The organism is Microcoleus sp. OTE_8_concoct_300, assembly GCF_031383065.1.
GTDB lineage: Bacteria > Cyanobacteriota > Cyanobacteriia > Cyanobacteriales > Microcoleaceae > Microcoleus.
This window is the reverse complement of sequence record NZ_JANMZH010000282.1, coordinates 1-1231: the sequence shown is the minus strand read 5'-3', so window position 1 is coordinate 1231 and position 1231 is coordinate 1. Positions and strand designations below refer to the sequence as shown.

At 40.9% G+C, this 1231-nt stretch carries 3 protein-coding genes; all 3 read left to right on the top strand.

Annotated features, from left to right (window positions below; translation table 11 throughout):
* The first annotated feature begins 186 nt into the window (after nucleotides 1–186).
* The gene (locus tag ACUVJL_RS13480; RefSeq protein ID WP_445246312.1) at nucleotides 187–600 is read left to right on the top strand and encodes a helix-turn-helix domain-containing protein; all 414 of its coding nucleotides are present in this window, start codon (nucleotides 187–189) and stop codon (nucleotides 598–600) included.
* A gap of 41 nt (nucleotides 601–641) precedes the next feature.
* Nucleotides 642–971 (top strand): type II toxin-antitoxin system RelE/ParE family toxin, encoded by a 330-nt coding sequence (locus tag ACUVJL_RS13475; protein ID WP_445246311.1) that lies wholly within the window; start codon nucleotides 642–644, stop codon nucleotides 969–971.
* A gap of 4 nt (nucleotides 972–975) precedes the next feature.
* On the top strand, nucleotides 976–1231 hold a 256-nt coding region (locus ACUVJL_RS13470), incomplete at its 3' end, for a DNA-binding protein (RefSeq protein ID WP_445246310.1).

Here is a 1231-nt window from a genome sequence, read left to right as displayed (position 1 = left end):
CTGGATGCTCATGGTCTTTTAATGCTTGTTGCAGAGTTTCCTTTGTTTCAGAACTGAGGAAGTTTTTAGTAGGCATTGACTTTCTCGGAAAATTATCATATTATACCATACAATATGCGTTTTAGATGCTGAACAGCTTATCTGGGTGTTCGGTTTTTTGAGAATATGATAAGGATCACTAGAAAAATGACGAGGGGTTGGAAAACTCCTAGTAGCTACTATATTGAGATAATCACAACTTTTCCACCGCGTCCAATTACTTGTGAAGCTGAGTTAATCGCTACCCAAAATCGGATTGATTCTATTGTGAGTCGGAGCAATCTCACGCAGGACGATCGGGATTACTTAAACGTGTTGGGTACTCTTGTTTATGATTACGAACAAAAACATGAGCCAATGCCAGTCTTGAAAGGTATGGCACTACTGAAAGCATTGATGGTTGAGGACAATATTCAAGAAAAAGATTTGGTTTATATTTTTGAATCCGAGTCTTGGGTATCTGAGGTGATGAATGGAAAGCGGGAACTGACGGCGGGTCAAATTCACAAGTTAGCTAAGTTTTTCCATCTTTCCCCTGTGGCATTTCTTGAGTATAATTAATTGCCAGGATACTGGGATGAGTGACGCACTATAATATAATTATGCCCGAAGTCCAACCGAGAGAAATTCAGCGTTATACTACGCCAGATAACAAAGTGCCTTTCGATCAGTGGTTTGATTCGCTGAGAGATATCAATGCTCAAGCCAAGATTATATCTAGGTTTAACCGAATTGCTGATGGTAATTTAGGAGACTATCGCTCCGTGGGGGAAGGCGTATGCGAACTCAAAATCAATTATGGGCCTGGCTACCGAATCTATTTTGGACAAATAGGAATGACAATTGTGATTCTCATCTGCGGAGGCGATAAAAGCACTCAAGACAGAGATATCAGCCAAGCTAAAGAATACTGGACAGATTATAGGAGTTAAGACCATGCCTAAAAGCCTACCTTATCATCCATTTTTGATTGAATCTCTCCGAAAAAAGCCCGAACTAGCAGCAGCCTATATAACGGCGACATTAGAGGAGGAAGAGCCGGAACCTGAACTGCTAAAACGAGCTCTGGGCGATGTAGCAGAAGCTCTCGGTCAACCAAAAATGACTCCAGAACAATATGAATTGCACTTAAAAAAACTGGATGAATTGCTGTCGCAGCAAGGAAGTGATGCGATTTATAATCTGGGAACTT

Excerpts from the sequence above, each read along its gene's own strand:
- ACUVJL_RS13475 (WP_445246311.1), top strand. The coding sequence starts at position 642 with ATGCCCGAAGTCCAACCGAGAGAAATTCAGCGTTATACTACGCCAGAT.
- ACUVJL_RS13480 (WP_445246312.1), top strand. The coding sequence starts at position 187 with ATGACGAGGGGTTGGAAAACTCCTAGTAGCTACTATATTGAGATAATC.